Origin of the sequence: Microbulbifer sp. MKSA007, from assembly GCA_032615215.1 — a bacterium.
Taxonomy (GTDB): domain Bacteria; phylum Pseudomonadota; class Gammaproteobacteria; order Pseudomonadales; family Cellvibrionaceae; genus Microbulbifer.
Genome location: CP128433.1, coordinates 4,807,731 through 4,824,321, shown reverse-complemented (window position 1 = coordinate 4,824,321; position 16,591 = coordinate 4,807,731). Strand labels below are relative to the sequence as shown.

At 46.0% G+C, this 16,591-nt stretch carries 12 protein-coding genes; 9 read left to right on the top strand and 3 right to left on the bottom strand.

All coding sequences use genetic code 11. The annotated features are described in order from the left end of the window. The first annotated feature begins 453 nt into the window (after positions 1-453). Genes QT397_24350 through QT397_24340 form a run of 3 tightly spaced genes read left to right on the top strand, consistent with a single transcriptional unit; the run spans position 454 to position 4,803 of the window. Entirely contained in the window at positions 454-2,811 is a 2,358-nt protein-coding gene (locus tag QT397_24350; protein WNZ55939.1) for an MMPL family transporter, read from the top strand. Next, positions 2,792-3,607: an outer membrane lipoprotein-sorting protein gene (locus QT397_24345; GenBank protein ID WNZ55938.1), complete on the top strand. Its 816-nt coding sequence runs from the start codon at positions 2,792-2,794 to the stop codon at positions 3,605-3,607. Before QT397_24350 ends, QT397_24345 begins: the two co-directional genes overlap by 20 nt. Before the next feature lie 11 nt (positions 3,608-3,618). Then, positions 3,619-4,803 carry a hypothetical protein gene (locus QT397_24340; protein ID WNZ55937.1) on the top strand — a complete coding sequence of 395 codons (1,185 nt, stop codon included), beginning with the start codon at positions 3,619-3,621 and terminating at the stop codon, positions 4,801-4,803. Positions 4,804-4,871: 68 nt separating this feature from the next. Here QT397_24340 and QT397_24335 read toward each other — a convergent pair whose 3' ends face one another. Continuing rightward, positions 4,872-5,465 carry a TetR/AcrR family transcriptional regulator gene (locus QT397_24335; protein WNZ55936.1) on the bottom strand — a complete coding sequence of 198 codons (594 nt, stop codon included), beginning with the start codon at positions 5,463-5,465 and terminating at the stop codon, positions 4,872-4,874. A gap of 317 nt (positions 5,466-5,782) precedes the next feature. Between QT397_24335 and QT397_24330 the strand changes: the two genes are divergently transcribed. The 4 genes from QT397_24330 (at position 5,783) to QT397_24315 (ending at position 8,892) form a co-directional block, all read left to right on the top strand. Next, positions 5,783-6,082, top strand: a complete 300-nt coding sequence (locus tag QT397_24330) for a hypothetical protein (GenBank protein ID WNZ55935.1) — start codon at positions 5,783-5,785, stop codon at positions 6,080-6,082. 48 nt (positions 6,083-6,130) lie between these two features. Then, positions 6,131-6,442, top strand: a complete 312-nt coding sequence (locus tag QT397_24325; protein ID WNZ55934.1) for a cupin — start codon at positions 6,131-6,133, stop codon at positions 6,440-6,442. Positions 6,443-7,101: 659 nt separating this feature from the next. Then, on the top strand, positions 7,102-7,320 hold the full coding sequence (locus tag QT397_24320) for a hypothetical protein (GenBank protein WNZ55933.1): 219 nt from the start codon (positions 7,102-7,104) through the stop codon (positions 7,318-7,320). A gap of 858 nt (positions 7,321-8,178) precedes the next feature. Continuing rightward, positions 8,179-8,892, top strand: a complete 714-nt coding sequence (locus QT397_24315; protein ID WNZ55932.1) for an isochorismatase family cysteine hydrolase — start codon at positions 8,179-8,181, stop codon at positions 8,890-8,892. A gap of 1,718 nt (positions 8,893-10,610) precedes the next feature. Here the strand turns inward: QT397_24315 and QT397_24310 are convergent. Then, positions 10,611-11,894, bottom strand: coding sequence for an NAD(P)/FAD-dependent oxidoreductase (locus tag QT397_24310; GenBank protein ID WNZ55931.1), 1,284 nt, complete (start codon positions 11,892-11,894; stop codon positions 10,611-10,613). A gap of 1,098 nt (positions 11,895-12,992) precedes the next feature. Then, positions 12,993-14,855: an MFS transporter gene (locus tag QT397_24305; GenBank protein WNZ55930.1), complete on the bottom strand. Its 1,863-nt coding sequence runs from the start codon at positions 14,853-14,855 to the stop codon at positions 12,993-12,995. Between the two features lie 240 nt (positions 14,856-15,095). Between QT397_24305 and QT397_24300 the strand changes: the two genes are divergently transcribed. Together QT397_24300 and glk are read left to right on the top strand one after the other, a co-directional pair. After that, entirely contained in the window at positions 15,096-15,404 is a 309-nt protein-coding gene (locus QT397_24300) for a DUF1272 domain-containing protein (GenBank protein WNZ55929.1), read from the top strand. A gap of 188 nt (positions 15,405-15,592) precedes the next feature. Further along, on the top strand, positions 15,593-16,555 hold the full coding sequence (gene glk, locus QT397_24295) for a glucokinase (protein ID WNZ55928.1): 963 nt from the start codon (positions 15,593-15,595) through the stop codon (positions 16,553-16,555). The last annotated feature ends 36 nt before the right edge of the window (positions 16,556-16,591 follow it).

Below are 16,591 nucleotides of genomic sequence, written 5' to 3'. Positions count from 1 at the left end.
TTGTCGAGCCCTCTAATTATTTCTTAGAGGATAATTAACGGGTTAATTTATAGTGATAATAATAGGCAGGTTACTAATATATCTGTATGTCTCAGGCATATATAAATAATTATTATATTTATTGTTAGATTTACGACACTGTAAATTAGGTATTCTCTTAACTCGGTGGCTCTCTCGTGGTCGCCCCTGTGTTGGGGAAAGTTAAGCTTTGCCTGATTATTGGCTACCATTAATTACAAAGATGTGGTTCTTATATCGCCTAAAGCGATAACTCTTTATTGATGTCTCGGCCACATTTACGGTTTGGCTGATGGCATTAGTGTACCTTTTTATTAAATTTGTAGCTGATCTTATATTGGCTATTACGGGATTCTGTGGCCGTAAGTAAATATCCATTTGCTTAGGTTGTTGATTAATTATTTTTTCATCAAGTTGTTTGAAGGAGCTGATTTAATGTCATCCCCCCAATTACCTTCGAATTGGGTCAGCCGTTATGCGGATTGGCTTATTCGATATCGATGGCTAGTAGCCATTGGCGCACTACTGTTAGCCTTCTTTGCGGTAAGTGGAGCAAGATTCCTGGGTTTCAACAATGATTACCGGGCATTCTTTAGTGAAGCTAATCCTCAACTACAAGCTTATGAGCAAATCCAGCGCACTTACACTAAGAATGACAATATTCTGTTTGCGGTAGTGCCAAAAGATGGCAATGCCTTTTCCAATGATGCCCTAGCAGCCGTAGAGGAGATGACCGAGAAATCCTGGTTGTTACCCTATGCGCTGCGGGTGGATTCAATCACCAACTTCCAGCACACCATTGCCGAGGAAGATGACCTCCTGGTACAGGACTTGGTGGAAAATGCCAGCAATTTAGATGCCGAAACCCTGGCCTCTATCAAGGCTGTAGCGCTGGCAGATCCCACCTTGAAGGAGCGCCTGGTAAATAGTGATGGTTCCGTTACAGGGATAAATATCACCTTCCAGCTTCCACAAAAATCCATGCATGAAACCCCTGAAGCGGCTGAAGCTGCACAGGCATTGATGGAAGAGATTGAGGCAAAATACGATGTAGAGGTCTATGCGACCGGTATTATTTTACTGAGTAATGCATTTTTTGAAGCCTCTCAGTCAGATATGAGCACCTTAGTTCCGCTCATGTACCTTGTGATTATTGCAGTTGTATTTTTATTGGTGCGGAGCTTCAGTGCGACTTTTGCAGCGCTGTTGGTTATCGTCTTCTCCATGGCCGCAGGCATGGGTTTGGCCGGTTTTATAGGTGTTAAATTGACACCGCCCTCCGCTTCTGCGCCCACCATTATTATGACTCTCGCAGTGGCGGACTCGATACATATATTGGTGAGTCTATTTGCTGCAATGCGCCGTGGACTCAGCAAGCACGATGCAATTAAAGAGAGCTTGCAGCTCAACATGGGGCCTGTGTTCTTAACTTCGATCACTACCGCCATTGGCTTTTTGTCGATGAACTTTTCCGATGCGCCTCCCTTCCACGATCTGGGTAATATTACCGCGATGGGTGTGATGGTGGCTTTCTTCTTATCGGTTACCTTACTGCCTGCATTGATGGCGATACTGCCAGCCAAGAGTCGCGCCAGTGAATCCAAAATTGGACGCTCCATGGATACTCTGGGAGATTTTGTGATTCGCCGCCAGCGCCCGATATTACTGGCGGGAGTCATTGTCTCGTTGGGATTATTGGCAATGATTCCAAACAATGAGATTAATGATGACTTTGTTGGTTACTTTGATGAATCTGTGGAGTTTCGAACCGATTCAGATTATATCAATGACAACCTCTCTGGTATTTACCAGCTGATTTACTCGATCGAATCCGGTGACAACAATGGTGTTAGCAATCCGGAGTTTCTTGCCAATCTGGAGCGTTTCACTGAGTGGATGCAGGCCCAGCCTGGGGTGCGCCATGTCAATACCATTGGCGATACTTTCAAGCGCTTGAACAAAAATCTGCATGCTGATGATCCGGCCTACTACAGGTTGCCTGAAGAGCAGGAATTGGCAGCCCAGTATTTATTACTGTACGAGCTGTCTCTCCCCTATGGCTTGGATTTAAATAATCAGCTGAATGTGGCTAAGTCGTCAACGCAGATTATTGTAACTCTCGATAATCTCAAGTCGAAAGAACTCAAAGCGGTAGCTGATGCCGGCAGTAATTGGCTGGAGAAAAACATTGGTGTAACTGCCTATGGTGTAGGTCCGGCGATCATGTTTGCCAATATTGCCGAGCGCAATATGGAGGGCATGTTGGTGGGCACTCTGGTTGCGCTGGTGTTAATTTCTGCACTGATTGGTATTGCCCTGCGCAGTGTCAAACTCGGTTTCTTAAGCTTAATTCCCAACTTGTTGCCGGCCGGCCTGGCATTTGGCCTCTGGGGTGCACTGGTAGCTGAAGTCAATGTGGCTGTCACTATGGTGACCGGTATGGCACTGGGTATTGTGGTAGATGACACAGTGCACTTCCTCAGTAAATACCTGCGCCAGCGCCGTGCAGGCTACAACGTGGAGGACGGACTGCGTTACGCCTTCTCTTCAGTGGGGGTAGCGATAGTTGTGACCTCAGTCATTCTGATTGCCGGATTTATGGTGTTGGCCCAGTCCTCCTTCGGTATGAATTCCTCCATGGCACTTCTGACCGCAATTTGCATTTTGATGGCCTTGCTGGCGGATTTCCTACTTCTTCCGATTCTCTTGATGAAGCTTGATGCCAAGGCATACGACCCCGCTATTACCCCTATTGAAAATAAGGAGCAAAACTATGCAACCCAGCCGCTCTAATAGACCGTTTTTGACACGGGCCCTAGCAGGTGCCCTGGCTCTGGCAGCTTTATCTGTTTCTGCCAGTGAACTGGATCTGGCCGCAGAAAAAGGTCTGGAAATTGCCAAGGAGGCGGACCGCCGCGACTTGGGATTCGGCGATCTCAGCAACAGCCTTACAATGACCCTGCGCAATAAATATGGTGAGGAGAGTGTGCGGGCTATGCGCACCAAAACTCTGGAGCAGGAAAATGACGGAGATAAATCCCTGGTGATTTTTGACAACCCTCGGGATGTAAAGGGCACAGCATTTTTGTCCTTTACTCATAAAGTGGGCTCCGATGACCAGTGGCTCTATTTGCCTGCTTTAAAGCGAGTAAAGCGTATTTCCTCCAGTAACAAGTCTGGACCATTTATGGGTAGTGAATTCTCCTATGAAGATATCGCCTCACAGGAGGTGGAGAAATACACCTATAAATATTTGCGCAACGAGTCTTTCGATGGCCGCGATCACTTTGTTCTGGAGTTGGACCCGGTCGATCCTAAATCCGGTTATTCCATTCAACACCTTTGGGTTGATACAGAGGAGTACCGCGCATGGAGAACCGACTATTATGACCGAAAAGGGGACCTGATGAAGACCCTCACGATTTCCGACTACAACCAGTACGGCGATCAATACTGGCGAGCCAATAAAATGGAAATGGTTAATCACCAGACTGGTAAATCCACAGAGTTGTTGTACGGCGACTGGATATTTGGCAATGGTTTTACCGATCGCGACTTCACCAAAAATAGTCTCTCCAGGGCGAAATAGGGATTGCGCCCATGGTTAACCGAAAAATACTCACTTTGTTGCCACTATTGGCGGCGTTGAGTCATATGGCTGGAGCAAATGAGTTGAGCGGTTATGCGGGCCTGGAGGCCCGGGCATTCACCGCAGACCCTTTGGATTCAGCACAAAGTGATGCCGGTCTTTCTGCGTCTTTAAATCTCGAGTACTACCGAGATTTTGACGATGGAAACCAGCGTGTTGTGGCCAGTGTCTTTGGGCGCTGGGACAGTGAGGATAGCGATCGCAATCACGCGGATCTCGGCGAGCTTTACTGGTGGAAAGCTTACGATAGTTTCGAGCTTTATGCCGGGGTGCGCAAAGTATTTTGGGGAGTTACTGAAACCGTGCATTTGGTGGATGTGATTAACCAGGATGATGCGCTGGAAAATATCGATGGTGAAGACAAGCTTGGCCAACCCATGATTAACCTCCTGATGGAGCGTGATTGGGGAACACTGGAGGTGTACGGTTTACTGGGCTTTCGCGAGCGTCAGTTTGCTGGCCGGGAAGGGCGATTGCGTGCTCCGCTGCCGGTGGATGAGGATGCTGCGGTCTATCAATCTGACCGGGAGGAGAAGCATATAGATTGGGCCTTGCGTTACAGCCATGTACTTGGGGATTGGGACCTGGGCCTCAGCCATTTTTCCGGCACTAATCGGGATCCATTATTATTGCTTACGGAAGATGGCTTGCTTGCGCCTTACTATGCACAGATCGATCAGACGGGTGTGGACATCCAAACTACCCGTGGAGATTGGTTGTGGAAGTTTGAAGCTATTTCATTTAAACCTCGCGGTGAAGATCGCCAGACAGTGGCTGTCGGCGGTTTCGAATATACATTTTATGGTATTGGCGAAACGATCTCAGATCTTGGAGTATTAATGGAGTATCAATTTGATGATCGTACCGGACCTTGGTCTACGGCCAGTCAAAATGACATTGCAATAGGTGCGCGATACGCCCTAAATAATACACAGGATACGGAGCTTTTATTTGCCGTAAGTACCGATTTGGATAACGGTAGTCGTTTTTCCAATCTGGAACTGACCCACCGACTAAATGACCGCTGGTTAATGGAAGCTGAGGCGCGTTTTTTCGGTAATGCCGATGAAGAAGACCCTACCTACAATTTGCGCAACGACGACTATTTTCAGTTGGAATTACGTCGCTATTTTTAAAAGTTAATTCTCACAGGAATACCCCCATTCCCACCCCAAAGAGGCAAGAAGTTTTGGGGTGGGCTTTTTTAGGGAAGTGTATACTGGTCCAGAATTGTGGATAGCTGTTGGTAACTGTTTTTGCCTGCTGTGGTACTGCCCGTGCCTTTATTCAGGGCCACTACGCCTCGGCTTACCGCCATAACCATCGCGGCGAGGGCGGCACAATCGACACCGGCTTGCAATTGGCCATCGTCAATAGCCTTCTGCATACGGGTTTCGATCCGGTTCAGCATATCATTGGTACCCTTTGCTACCAGATCAGCGAGAAATCCTTCACTGGCACCCACCTCCATTGCTGCCATAGTAGCGATACAGCCTTCAGGAGTTTCAGAGCTCTCCATACCAGACTGAAGCATTTCCAGGAAGCCGCCCATGGCTGTGCGGAAGTCCGGGTGATTCAAGGTATCCATAGCATCGCAGGCGTATTGGGTGTGGAAATGTTCCAGACAGCGGCCATACAACCCTTCCTTGCTTTGGAAGGTGTTGTAGATACTGGATTTATTCAGTCCCATGGCCGATTCAAGATCCGACAAGGAAGTTGCTTTGTAGCCTTTTTCCCAGAAAATGCGCATGGCCTTGTCTAGTACTTGTGACTCATCGAACTGCTTGCGCCCACTCATTTATCGTTACCAAACCTCAAAAAAATGATAGTGACACATCAATCTGGGGGGGCAAGACAGGGCAGGTTTTTGACTGATATTTCACTCATGTGGATGGTTAGTCAGGCAGCTTGGCAGTCTTTGAACCGGGAGAGCGTGACCAAGGCTTCTGAATTAGAGGGCAAGAAGTCGATGATGGCGGGCCAATTTGGAACAAAGGTATGTTAAGCATTTGGGTAGGGGTGAGTTACCGTATGGAGTGATACTATCCAGTTTCCTCTCTTTGATATTTCACCTATGATTTCTCCGTTCAATAATTAGGGGAGAGAGGAAGCATTATGGGAATTTTTGAAAAAGCTAAGGAGCTTGGTGAAAAAGTCAACGAGTCAGTAACTGCATTCAGCAGCGATGAAGTCCTAGCAAATACTGTGATTAAGGCCGTTGAAAAGCAGGAAAAGGTCAATGCTATTTTGAAAGCCAAGGGTTGTAATTACCGGGTTGCCGATATTGACCTGGGAATGGGAATACCGCCGACGGTAACTTTTGGCGTAAGGCGAGTGGATGAATTTAGCGGTGAGACCTGTGATGAAGCTGTCAGTGAAAATTCACAGGTGCCAGTGGAGGCTGACAGAGAATAATAGTTATTCTTGAATCATAAATCGAAATATATAATTAGAGTTGAAGCTGTGGATATTTTTCGAAGTAGGGATTTTACAGGTGAAAAGCCCTGGGCATCTAAATTAATCGCCAATATGAATGGAATTACCATCAGGTTGCATTGGAGTGATAAGCCTTATGTTTGGCATGTCAACGATGGAAAAGAGGTTTTTGCTGTACTCGATGGCTGCGTGGAGATGTTTTTTAAAACTGGGGGGAGGACAGATTCCACCCTGTTGAAATCTGGTGATATATTTTATGCCTCTGAAGGAACCGAGCATGTTGCACACCCTATCGGAGAGGCCCGCATTTTGGTAGTGGAGTCGGAGGGGAGCATTTAGGAAAATTTTATTTCCTGCTGGGCCGTAAGGAAGATATCACACTAGAGTTATACTGTGAAAAGATCCCTGTCGGCTCTCAATTGGGATCTGCGTTCATGTGGTCTCTTGCGCAATGTGCCTACTTTTAAAGGATGTGACTGAATAGGTCGACTTCTTGTCATTTAAATACCAATTTCACTGAATATAAAACGGTAGAATCAATAATATTGAAACGGGACTGTGTACTTTATAGAGGTTGACTACAAATAGCCCATAAATTCAAAAAATATCACTGAAGCTATTTTTAATGCCCACCTTGTCTGATATGAGGTCTATACTCCTCGTTTTGCAGGTTTTGGTAGATGCTGCTAATCACAATACTTTGGACAGTTTTAAAAAATAAAATGGGAGGGAACCATAGGCAGAAATTGAGAAAATAAAGTTCCTGGACCTATTTGGTTTAATACCTGTTCATGGAAGATATAGTGAAAGATTTTTTGTTCGCGTTTCAAGTCAAAAAACTAAAATAAATTACATGTTCATGCTGTTTCCTGTGCTGATGGTCTTCCAGGAAAAGTGAAGTTTCTGAACATGGAACGATGCAGTTTAGCCAATGAGAAGCTCAATCGTTGACAGCTTTGTCGTAACTTTTACTTCGTTAAGCTCAATGCAGGATTTTCATGCACATTTTCCTAAACAACCTTGAATGTGTGATGGATATAGGTGCCGGTTTTAACTGTAAATCAGAAAAAACGACTGAGGAATTGGGGTGGTATTACAATGATATTTTTGGAACCTCACACCGTGGCCTTGAAATATCTATGATTAGCGTCACTGATCTGAAGTCGAATATTGCTGATACCATGGATGTCCAGCAGACCCTAGACGAAGATGGCTGATCCCGAAATGAGTTATATACTCACCATGCTTTCTAACTTGCACTAAATCCCTTGATCTAGATATTAATTATCTTCCTGCAGATATTTCCTACACCAAGGTGAAATCTGTTTCGGCCATCATTCCGGCAAGGTTACATATCGTTGTCAGGTAGCGATCTGACGCGAACTTGCGGTGGCTGTATGAAAGTGTTTACAGAGGCACAGAACGCCCCAGAAGATACGATGGAGCGGTTGACTTTGTTGCCGATTTCAATCGTTTTAAACATGTTGGCGCTCTTAATGATACTGCTGAGGTTTACACAAAGACTGTCTATGTCAGTTTGTTGAAAAGAGCTATTCGTGTTGTGATGCTAAAGTTTATTAATGGCGACAAATATAGTCACGTACTACCTGCCGTATTTGACAGCCCAGAACTGGATGCGATGACATGGATTACCTATTACAAGTCAATGTTTTAAATAGAATTTTCATTCAAAGATGTCAAACAGTACACAGGTCTAATCTACTGCCAGCCAGCACGAAAAGAGGCTATCAATCTATGAGTAAATAAAGTGTTGATAGTCCTCAATTTAAAAAAATAGAAGCAATAGACGAAGCAATATTTATTTAAATAGCCAGCTGGAAGCGCCATAAATTTAACTAGCATTTCATGGACAGAATTTTCAACGATTTAGGTCTGGATCTGATGTGTGGAAAAGTTTTCAGTGTTTACGAATGGTGTAGTGACTGTGGGGCAATAGCTGGATAAAGCTGTCCGAAGTGTTACGATTTAAGACTTATAGGATAGTCCTGCTGTGGTTTCGTGGGACAGCTATAACAGCTTTGGTACCCCTAACATCTAACATTTGAGTAGGGCTGATGATGGAAGAGGACAATGTGCTAAATTATCTGTCAGCAAATACCAACGCGGCTCTGGTTGTTGTCGATATGCAAAACGATTTTTGTTGTGCGGGAGGCTATTACGATCGCAGGCAACGGGGTTCCAGTAATATTGAACTAAAAATCCCGTCGCGACGTAGAGATTGGAGTCCGCGAATTATCCGCAAGGGTGATGATCTGGAAAAGGTAGTTAATAATGTTATTTTATGTATGAGGGTTGCCAAAGAGAGAGGGATCCCTGTTCTTCTGTTGCAGACAGTTATTAAGCCAGATCATAAATATCGTAATTCTTTTCTTCGGGGCGAGGAAAATAGAGGTAGGTGTTACTACCCTTGTAAGTCAAATACTTGGGGCGCGGAGATAATAGAGCCTGTTTGGCAATTGGCAGATGAGAGTGTAGTTGTAGTTGAAAAGCATGTTTATAATGGTTTTGTTGATACCTCCCTGGAGGAGGAATTGCTAAGTTTAGGGGTTGATACAATTTTTATTGTTGGTGTGGAAACACACATATGTGTTTTGGCTACTGCACAAAGTGCTTCATTTCGGTTCAAGACATATCTTTTGGAAGATTCTGTTTGGAGTGCCAATAGTAAGCTTGCTAAGCATGCACTTTCAATATTTAAAGATGGTTATGGCTATATCACTGATCATAAGGTTTTGTCTTTTGTGGGTGTACCATATGGCTCGCCTTAAGCAATAAATTAGAGATAGCTTATTCTGAATATGATTTTCTGCCTGAGCCATTTTGAATAGCCTGTCATCACCTAGACACTTTGGATAGTTTTAGGTACTAAAGCAGGTCGATGCCATGGATAGATCCTGTGAAAATAAGGTTTGCTCCTACCCGCCAACGATGGAAACCCTCTTAAGCGATAAACTACGTAGTAGCCGCGCCCAAGGTCAAGTAAATTGTAGTGGTCTATTTCTTCCGCGCAACTCGCTAAGATGGTAAAACTACTAAGCGAATCGAAATCTGACAACAGAAGGGGCACGTCAGCATTTTAAGCCAGAATTCAATAGAGACGCCGAAACTCTAGTCTCTGAGTAGAGATATTCAATTTCTAATGCAGCAGAGACTGTAGGAACCGCTGCCAATAACCTACGAGGCTGGGTAAAGGAGTTGGAGTAAAGCGGTAGTGGAGTTGGTAACGGAGAAACGAGCTGAGTTAAATCAGTTGCATATGGAGAAATAAATCCTAAAAAATCCAGTGCTTTATTTACGATAGAAATGAAATTAAGTACAGCTTAATTAAGAGTCAGCAGGGCAGCTTCCAATCAGGATGCTTGCCGGATAATTCAAGTAAATAGGAGCAGTTAAAGGTCTTATTTCCAGAATCAAGGCAGAGCCCAGGAATCCGTCGACTAATGAGATTGTTGTGCAAACAAAGCTTTGAAGTTAAGGGCCGTCGAGTTCGCAAGATCATAAATAAAATAGGTTTGGAAGTGCAGCGCAAGAAGCGATTTACACTGACGACAGTCAGTAAGCACCAACTGCCGGTTGGAGAGAACTTTTTGAGTTGGGGGGCTCCGAGTACTCAAAATCAAGTTTGGACTATGGATATAACGTACGTCTGGACTTTGCAGAGCTGGCTGTACTTGTCAGTAGTAATTTATCTCTACTCGCGTCGTATTGTTGGGTGGCACCTTGAGCATTAGATGGAAGTGGCTTTGGTAAGCCGTGCGCTGATGCTAGCTGTCAACTAGCATACGCCACCAAAGGGGCTTCTGTATCATTTTGATCTAGGGCCGGCTCTATCCAACAGACGCTAATTAAGCAGTATGAAATGGTGTGTTCAATGAGCCGTAAGGGAAATTGTTGGGACAACGCACCGACTGAACGTTTTTTTAGCGGCTTGAAGCGAGGGGTGGTTAACAGGGACTCTCTATCCAACAAGGGAGGGCTCTATAGCTGATGTGAGAACCTATATTGGTTATTATAACTCACGTAGAATACATACAACACTGGGGAAAACGGCCCCCATCGAATTTAATAAATGTGTTTAAAGAAGTTTCCGGTTGGAGTTGACCACAATACCAAATGTGGGTGCGATTTTTATCAACCAGAGTGACTTGTGCTTCGAGGTGCCTTTTCCCCAAGATTGGAGCAAAGTTTAAATAGTGCCCGAGCTGCATGTCCAGGTGTAGTCCGCTGGCGCCGCCGAAGGCGATCATAGCTTTTTTATGGCGGGTGCTCTTACGGTCGATTTACTAATAAGCCGGTTCCCCGATCTTTGAAGACCTACTGCCATAATACTTTGCTGCTGGTGCGTCAGTATCCCCTGCATTGGTACTAGCTTTATTGAACTGGCGGTGTAGATTAATCTGAACTAAGGCGGCCTCGGTGGAAAGTCATCTTTTATCGTTGCGATAGCTTTTAGTTAATCCCTATCAGTGCAACTTAAGACGGGGGTTCATTGCGCGGTTGGCTTGACCAAGTAAATAGAGCAATATGGTCTTGGGCCAGCCATGAATTGTCGCCAAGTGCATTTGGTAGAAGGAGTGGTAGGCCAAACTGGCAATACGTCCCTCAAGGGTAAGGTTTTTCTTAGTAAAGCACCCCTTAAGTTTCCTACAGCAGTGTTCGTGCTAAGGGAAACCAGCGTACCACGATCCCGGTAATGGAAGTGCCCCAGGGATTTATTTTCTATCAGGGCGACCAGGTTGGTGGAGCAGAGCTTGGCCATCTGTTGCGCGGCGAGTGCGCGTGATGGTACACGCTGATTGTTACCGTCGATGCAGCCGGCGCAATCCCCTATAGCAAAGATATGGGGGTCATTTTTGCTTTGCAGGGTGGTTTCCACCTCTATCTGGTTGCGCTGGTTGGTTATGAGGCCATCCAGCTGAGTGAGGAACTCCGGTGCCTTAACCCTGGTAACCCAGGCTCGAATTGCTGCGGGAATCTCTCTGCCGTCATCGGTAGTGAGGCTGTTGGCACTAACATTTTTAATATGGCAGTTGGTAAGTATACGAACCCCCATTTTAGATAGTTCGCGCGCGGCGCTATTGCCTAATCTTGCCGGTAAGTCCGGTAGCAGCTGGGGCTCAGCCTCGACTAAGGTAATGTCAATGGCTCCGGTTCGGATACGCCCATATTGGCTAACGTGTCTACTAGCAGCCACCAGTTCAGCAGAAAGCTCCACTCCGGTACAGCCGCCGCCGATAATGGCAATTTGTAATGTTTTATCGGGGTTTGTTTCTAGGCATAGAAAGTAATCGAGCAGGTGCTTGTGAAATTTGTGTGCCTGCTCAATGCTGTCGAGGGGAATACAGTGCTCGCGTACCCCTTCTATATTGGAGTCATCGCTTATGCTGCCAACGCAGATTACTAGATAGTCGTACTCTAGTTCACGCGGAGGTATTAGCTCGCAGCCTTTGTCATTCAGTACCGCCCCTAGGGTCAAAATTTGACGCTTCCTGTCGAGGGACTGCAGTGAGCCGAGTTGGAATTCATAGCCATTAGAGCTGGCGTGAACTTGGTACTCAAGAGCATCCATACTGGTGTCTAATGTACCAGCGGCTACCCGATAGATAAGGGGTTTCCAGGTATGGGTGCGATTCTTATCGACTAAAGTGATCTGAGCAGATGGGGCCTTATGTTTAAACCCTCGTGTTTGAGTAGAGTTGAAATGGTGCCCAAGCCGAGTTGCCAAATAAAGGCCACTGGCTCCGCCACCGATGATCACAATCTTTTTCATGGAGGTTGGTCACCCCGTTTATTACTTAAAAAGTTAACTCACTAATCTGTATATAACTCACATTGTGTTTGTATATAGGTGTTTACCGGCGTCAATTTGGGCGCAAGAATTCCCTGAATGAAGGGTGATAAAGTAATGTAGGCTAGTACGGGATTATCACACTTGGCTGTGTTCCGCTTGGTTATCGCAGGTAAGTAACTGCCGCCAGTGGCCATCTCTACGTAGGCTTACCTTTGGTTGTGGATTCTCATTACTGCTGGTCACATCAATGATAGAGGTGCTCTACAGTAGTCCGCGCACACAGCTCCGCTTTGTCTGCTGGCATTGCAGTGAACAGGCCACCACAGGCCTGTGGATCTGTGATCAAGACCTAGTGTAGCAGGGATTGCTATTCCCACGGGATCTTCAAAAAAGCTGCGACACAGGCGCGCGCCCGGCAACGGATTAATAGTCCACATTTGCAACACTAGGACATGGGAAACCTACCTCCGGTGAGTAGACGCCGGCCTTTTGAATAGGGTAGGAGAAAATGGTGCAATACTGAGTGAAGAACGTATTGTTGAATACACAGCAGATTTCAAGGCTAGAATGGTAGCTCTCACTAATCAGCTGAAAGTAGAGAAGGCAAGTTGGTTGGGAAGCCCAGCCGCAGTATTAGCATGAAAAAGACAGCGAAATCTCAGTCTCAAAGTGATGATAAAGAAATAAACAGACTAAGAAACTGCAAAAAGAAAAGGGTTGCCTAGAAAAATTGGGAAGTAATCCTGAAAGATTCGCGTTGACGGTCCTTAGTCTGTGGGGTTTTGATGTCAGGTTCCTATGTAGGTATTTGATGTTTCACACCAAGAGTTTTATAAACGGTTTCACCCTGATGAGAGTACTTGAGTCATAGGAAGTAGTCGAACTCTATAAAGTATTTTCTCACATGAAAATACTATAGAGGAGGCCCGCGCGTAGCTTTCTATTTACAGTATGAGTTAATTAAATATGCAACTTGGATCCAAGAAATATAAAGGAACTATTGATTTGCTGGATTAATAATAATTAAGCGCTTGGTGCGCATTCTCCTTTTAATCGTCTATTCTTGTTAGCTTTTCTTTAGGTCTCGCATTTTTTTTGCAGGCTTTTCGAATCTGTATTGATGCTCTCTACCGGTTGCCCTGCGATAACAAGAACTTCAGGAAATAAACGTCGTTTTCTTTTCTTTTTAGACTGCTGCGTTGAGTTTTCGTCCTGGGTGCCGGCTCGATGTAAGGCAATGGGAATAACCGGAACAGACTTGCGCGATAAAATCTCCTCAAGATCTTTCAGGAATGGCTGCAGTTCGCCATCTTCACTGATTTTTCCCTCGGGAAAAATACAGAGTAATTCCCCATTTTCCAGGCTCTCCACTATGGTTTTGTAAGTGCGTTCACGGCTATTTGGATCATCGAGATCCAAGCCTATGGGAATGGCATCGCTCATATGCAAGATACAGCGCAGTAAGCGGGATTTATAGATTTTAGGATGTGCGATAAAGCGCACATAACGCTCGACGGTATCCGCTAATATTATTGGATCTAGAAAACTGATGTGATTACTAATAATCAGGGCGGGTCCTTCCCTGGGGATTTGATCCAGTCCTTTCTGGTTGACTCGATAGAGGATTCGCGCAGGTAGCAATAGCAGCCCGCGCATGATGAACTCTGGTAGCTTGGCAAAAATCAGGGTGACCACAATCAGGTTTAGTAAAGCGATAATGATGAAATATTTGGGGATAGAGATCTTTAGGATATCCAGGAAAGTGATACTCACGAGAGTAGCTGTCACCATAAATAACGCATTGACCATATTGCTGATTGCGATAATCTGCGAGCGGATCTTTACACTTGATCGGTCTTGGATCATTGCGTACAAAGGAACAGTAAAAATACCGCCAAAAATACCAAGTAGCGCCATATTGAGAAGGATCCAATAGGAACCATGATGGTTAAAAAATTGAGTCGGGTTTGCGTTGGGAAGTGTTTGAAAACTATCGGATTGGAGACCCAGCGCTAATCCAGCGCAAGTGATGCCAATAGCACCCAATGGCACTAAACCCGATTCGATACGACCTCGGGATAGCCAGTTGCACAGCAACGACCCCAAGGCAGTGCCTACAGTGAGGCTGCTCAGTAAGAACGTGATAACATCTTCGTTTCCACCAAGAGTATCGCGGGTAAAGTTGGGAATCTGCGCAAGGAATGCGGTGATTGTCAGCCAGAACCAGGAAATAGCGAAAATTGAGTAAAACACTGGAGGTGTTTGCCAAGCTAAGTACATGACACGCATGACGTGTGCCACCGGATTCCAATTGATGTGCAGTTTTGGGGATGAAGGTGGGGCTTTGGGAATTGCGCAGCTTGCCAGAAAACCAATGAAGGCCATGAATATCAAGGTGACCGCGATAAATGTCAATCCGTGTTGGCCGGGATGGGTAAATCCGACCAATATAGTGCCGACAATTGTTCCGGTCAGGGTACCAATAAAGGATCCCATTTGGATCAATGCATTGCCAGCAAGTAGCTCACTTCTATTTAATTGCTGGGGTATCAGGGAAAACTTTGCCGCACTGAAAAGTGTTGAGGATGTGCCATAGCAAAAAAAGACCACCAGGCTCAGGGCATAATGTTGGGTAAACATCGCAATAATTCCCACGATACCTATGCCTATTTCGGTCAATTTGTAGATTCTGATGAGCTTGCTTTTATCGAACTTATCGGAGATTTGTCCTGCCAAGGAGGAAAAGAGGAAGTAGGGAAGAATCATTAGGCTAATGGCAATATTGATCAGCGTGTTAGCTTCCTCTTCAGCCATACGAAATGCCAGTATGACTATTAACCCATTTTTGTACATATTACGACTGAAAACTGCAACAATCTGGGTTACAAACAGCGGCAGGAAACGCCGCGTACCGAGCAGCTTAAACTGGTTTTGAGCCATTATTTATCGCTCTTGTGGGCAGTGCTCCGCATGGTGGCTGTGGCGCTATAGATTGCTGGTTAAAGGCTCAATGAAGCCTATGGCAGCTATGGCATTTTGGCTGAAATCCGAATCTGTACCTGAATATAGCGAATTCAGTAAACTGCCCGAAGTGTTGTAATTAAATTCTACGGTATAAAGCTCAGGGACTGATGGAAATTATCGGTTTGGATAAAGGTTTTAAGTTAGGATAGGTAATTCATGTTGGAATTAAGGCCAAATTGCGAGAGCTGTGATAGAGACCTACCACCGAGTTCAGAAGAGGCGATGATTTGTACTTACGAGTGTACCTTCTGCCGCTCCTGTGTTGAGGTGCTGCTAAAAAATGTGTGCCCAAACTGCGGGGGTAACTTTTGTTCACGACCGATTCGCCCGCAAAGTGCACGGCGCAGTGGGGTGGGCATCGAATATCAGCCTGCTTCAAAAAAGCGGGTGAATACGCCTTACAGCCAGGAAGAGATCCAAGTATTCGTTCAGCAAGTAAAAGGTATCCCGCCAGCGGACAGGTAAAAAGGTGACTGAAAGCATTTAGGTAGTTTCAAGCAATGCATTTCGGCAGGTCTATCTGTATCAAGCTGGGGTCATGCGGTTTCTTTATAGGGTGAGTTGTCCTCTGTAGTAAGCTTTGGGGCTGGCAATATTTTGTCTGACGCCTTAAGTTATATCGCCTTTTTTAGGGGGAAGTTAGAAGGATAACTATGACGAGTATCGTAGCGGATATCGGTGGGACCAACGCCCGATTTGCCATCGCCAAGCCTGTAGCAGAGGGTTACCAGCTGGAAGAACTCAAAGTCGTTGATTGCCAACGCTTCGAGGGATTTGATGCAGCACTACAGCACTGGCTCGATGGGTTAAACCAGCCGCGCCCGGAGAAGGCGTGTATTGCAGCAGCCGGTCCGCTGGAGATGACTCCAACAGGTGGAAAGGTTTATATGACCAATCTGGGTTGGACTATTGACGCCGGCGAGCTGGCGCAAGAGTTTAGCTTTCCCCACCTAGAGCTGATTAATGATTTTGCCGCCTTGGCTCAGTCTCTGCCCCGTCTGGCCGAATCAGATTACCAGGTACTGCGCGATACTCCCCGGCAGGCAGGTGCCCCTATGGCGGTGCTCGGTCCCGGAACCGGCCTCGGTGTTGCCGGACTGGCTGAAGCCGATGGCCGATACCATGTGCTGGCGGGAGAGGGCGGGCATGCCAACCTGACAGTCTCCACTGAGCGTGAATTGCAGTTGCTGCAAATCCTGATGAAAACCCAGCTACCCGTTTTCAACGAATGGGTTTTGTCGGGCAATGGGCTGGTTAATCTCTATCGCGCAGTTTGCGAGCTGAACGGAGAGATCGCTGAGGACCTGACGCCCCCCGATATCAGCGCCCGAGGCCTTGAAGGTTCAGATCCGCTGTGCCGTGAAGCTCTGATAGATTTCCTCAATTTCCTCGGCAGTGCGGCCGGGGATGCGGCCTTGTATATGGGCGCTCGTGGCGGGGTATTTTTGGGGGGTGGTATACTGCCCAGGATCGCTGAACTGCTACCTGAGAGCGAGTTTGAGCAGCGTTTCCTGACGAAAGGGCGTGTCGCTCAATGGATGGAGGCCGTTCCGGTATACGCGTTGAATGCGGGTTATCAGGCTCTGATTGGCGCTGCAGTACAGCTTGAGGGGTAATTACTCGGTACTTTTGTTGGGTTATGGCCTGACAAA